Genomic DNA, 3660 nt, shown 5'->3' on the forward strand with positions numbered 1-3660 from the left:
GAGCGCGGAAGGGGGCCGCCGGCACGGCGTCGCCCCTGTCAGCCGCGGAGCGCGATGAGCGCCACGCCGGCGAAGATGACGAGCGCGCTGAGCAGCGTGCGCGTGCCGATGCGCTCCTCGTTGCGGTACGCGACGTAGCCGATGGCCAGCGTCCAGAGGGGCGTCGTGTTCTTCAGGGTCGTGGCCACGGGCGCGTGCGCGAGAGCGATCGCCTCGGTGAACGTGAACCACGCGATGACGGCGCAGAGCCCACTCAGCAGAAGGTAACGGCGCGCCTCGCCCCGCGGCCAGTGGACGGCGAGCTCGCCCTTCGCGCCGAAGTACGCGACGTACGCCACCAGGGACACGAGCACGCCGATGGCCGTCCCCTCCAGCGCGGAGCCCAGATGGCGGAAGCCGACGTCCGAGAGCACGTTGCGCGCAGCGTAAAGCGCCCCCGTCAGGAGCCCAAGGGCCAGGCCCTTCGGGTCGACGGCCGGCCGGCCGCGCTCGGCCGTCGCCGCCGTCTCGCCGGCGCCCGGGGAGGCAGCGCCCGAACCCTCACTGCCTGGGACGACCTGGCCCGGTCCTTCCACGCGCGCCGCCGCGGTCTCCGTCGCGATGAGCGTGACCCCGGTCAGCACGCCCGTCACCCCGAGCCACGCCGTCCACGGCAGGCGCTCCCGCAGGACGAGCACGGAGATGAGCACGGTGAAGACGGTGTCCGAGGGAGACAGCTGCGTCAGCCGCGCGGGGCCGATGCGGCGCACCGCCGCCATGTTCGTGAACCGGCCGACGAGCGAACCGCACAGCCCGGCCACGGCGAAGCTGGCGAAGCCGGCGGCGTCCGGCGGCCACACGAGGGTGCCCGTCCACGCCTGACCGGCCAGCACGAGGACGCTGGCCGCGGACGTGACGGCCATGGTGGCCGCGAGAGCCTGGAGCGGCGTGCCGCCAGCCCTCATGCCGCGATCGGCGGCCGTCGCCGTGAGTCCGAAGAACAGCCCGGCCGCCAGGGAGAGCACGATGCCCCACACGCCGGCGTCCTCCCCTTTCAAGCGAAGCCCCCGTCCCGCATGGCGGCGCATCCGTTTCTCTCGACGCGGCTTGGGCGTGATTTCGCCCCGCCGGCGGCCGTTCCTGGCGCGTCCTGGAAATGTCCGGGCAACGGGCGCGAACCGGCAGGAACCGTCATGTCCCCGCGGAATCCCCACGGCACGAAGGCCTGCAAACGATTGCGCCCGCGGGCGGAGACGGCGGACGCCGCGGTCGCGGGCGAGGCAACCACGCACGAGGAGGGCGGGATCCCATGACGTTCCCGATAACGACCGTGACGGAGCGGCGCGCGGTGGGTCGGACCGTGCCGCGCAAGGAGGATCCGACGCTCCTGACCGGCCGGGCCACGTTCACCGGAGACCTGCGCCTTCCGGGCATGCTGGATCTGGTCCTGGTGCGCAGCCCGTACGCGCACGCGAAGGTCCGCGGCGTGCGGGCCGACGCCGCGCGGAAGATGCCCGGCGTCGCCGCCGTGGCCACATTTGAACAAATCCAGGAGGCCGCCCCGTCGCTGATGGAGCAGCCCTGGCCGGCGCTTGCGCGGGGCGAGGCGCGTTTCGTCGGCGAGGGGGTCGCGGCCGTCGTGGCGGAGGGGCGGGCGAAGGCGGAGGACGCGGCCGAGCAGGTCGCGGTGGAGTACGAGCCGCTGCCTGCCTGCCTCGACCTGGAATCGGCGCCGGTGGCGCAACAGGGCGAGATGGGCTTCGGGGACGTGGAGCGCGCGTTCGCGCGGGCGGACGTCGTCGTGCGGCGCACGTTGCGCCTGCACCGGGCATCCGCCCACCCTCTGGAGCCGCGCGCCGTCGTGGCCGCCCCGGATCCGGAGACGGGGGGCCTTGTCGTGTGGACGGCCACGCAGGGTCCCCACCGGGTGCGGGAGACGCTCGCCGCCGCCCTGGGCCTGCCCGTGGAGAGGGTGCGCGTCATCGTGCCGCGCGTCGGCGGCGGCTTCGGGGTCAAGAACGGCGCCTACCCGGAAGACCTGCTGGCCGCGTGGTTCGCCCTGAAGCTGGGCCGGCCCGTCCGCTTCCTGGAAGACCGGCGGGAGCACTTCGTCGCCACGGTCCACGAGCGGGAACAGGTCCACCACGCGGCCATCGCCGCCCGGCGGGACGGCACGCTCCTCGCCGTGGAGGACACGTGCTACGTCGACTACGGCGCCTACCCGTTCCGCGGCTTCATCGTGATGGGCCACACCGCCCGCAACATCCCCGGGCCGTACCGCATGGAGGCCTACCGCAACCGCTTCCACGGCGTGCTGACGAACCGCACGCCCACCGGCCCGTACCGCGGCGCCGGCCGCCCCCAGGCGAACTTCATCATGGAGCGGATGATGGACGCCCTCGCGCGCGAGCTCGGCCTTCCGCGGGAAGAGGTGCGACGGCGCAACCTCATCACGGCCGCCGAAATGCCGTTCGAACGCGGTCTCAAGGGCCCGGACGGGCGCCCCATCGTCTACGACAGCGGCGACCCGCTCGCCACGTTCGAGGCGGCGCTGGAGGCCATTGACCTGGACGCCGTGCGCGCGCTGAAAGCGGAGGCGGCGAGGACGGGGCGGCTTGTCGGCGTCGGCTTCGCCGTGGCCATGGAGGACACCGGCCGCGGGCCCATGGAGTCGGCGACAGCCTTCGTGCGCGAGGACGGGCGCGTGGCGGTCGCCACGGGCGCGCCCGACACCGGCCAGAGCCACGGCACCACGGCCGCCCAGGTGGTGGCCGACGCCCTCGGTCTCGACTACGCGGACGTCGTCCCCGCGGACACCGACACGAGCGTCCTGCCCGACGGCGTTGGCACCTTCGGGAGCCGCAGCGGCGTCATGATGACGAACGCCGCGCGACGCGCCGCCGAGGCTCTCCGGGACGCGGCCATGCGCGAGGCGGCGGAGCTTCTTGAAGTGCCGGTGGAGGAGCTGTGCTGGCGAGACGGCGCGGTGGAGGCGCTGGACGGCCGTCGCCTCACGCTGGCGGAACTGGTGCGCGCGGCGGGTGCAGAGCGCCTGCGCGCCACGGCGTCATACGAGTCGGCGGACGTCCCCTACGGCAACGGCGCGCAAGCAGTCGTGGCTGAGGTGGACCCGCACACGTTCCAGGTGCGCATCCTCCGCTACGTGATGGCGCACGACTGCGGCACGGTGGTGAACCCCGCGGTCGTCGAGGGGCAGATCCACGGCGGCATTGTGCACGGGCTTTCCGGCGCGCTCTTTGAGGAACTCGTCTATGACGAGCACGGCCAGTTGACGACGGGGACCTACATGGACTACCTCATCCCCACGGCCGCGGAAATGCCGCGCATTGAACTGCGTCACCTCGAGACACCGTCGCCGCTGAATCCGATCGGCACAAAGGGTGCGGGCGAGAGCGGCACGATCCCAGCGCTTGCGGCCATCGCGGCTGCCGTCGAGGACGCACTGGCGTCATACGGCGTCGAGGTGCTGGAGCTGCCGGCCACGCCGGCGCGCCTGCACACGTGGGTGCGGGCGCGGGGAGTGGGGGACGGGAGGTAGGGCGCGGCGCCGCGATGACGCAGCGGCACGCTTCGCTGCTGTTACCCAGCGCCTCGGCCAATTCCAGCACGCTCACCTTGCGGCGTCCGCGCGCGGCCTAAAAAGGGGTTACTAATGGGACA

The 3660-nt window shown here is 73.1% G+C and carries 2 protein-coding genes; one reads left to right on the forward strand and one right to left on the reverse strand.

The features are described from left to right. Nucleotides 1-38: 38 nt before the first annotated feature. Entirely contained in the window at nucleotides 39-1037 is a 999-nt protein-coding gene (locus IRZ18_08990) for a DMT family transporter (GenBank protein ID MBX5477239.1), read from the reverse strand. Between the two features lie 251 nt (nucleotides 1038-1288). Between IRZ18_08990 and IRZ18_08995 the strand changes: the two genes are divergently transcribed. Beyond that, nucleotides 1289-3538 (forward strand): xanthine dehydrogenase family protein, encoded by a 2250-nt coding sequence (locus IRZ18_08995; protein MBX5477240.1) that lies wholly within the window; start codon nucleotides 1289-1291, stop codon nucleotides 3536-3538. Nucleotides 3539-3660: the final 122 nt, after the last annotated feature.

The organism is Clostridia bacterium (genome assembly GCA_019683875.1).
In the GTDB taxonomy this organism is placed as follows: Bacteria; Bacillota; Sulfobacillia; order RBS10-35; family Bu92; genus Bu92.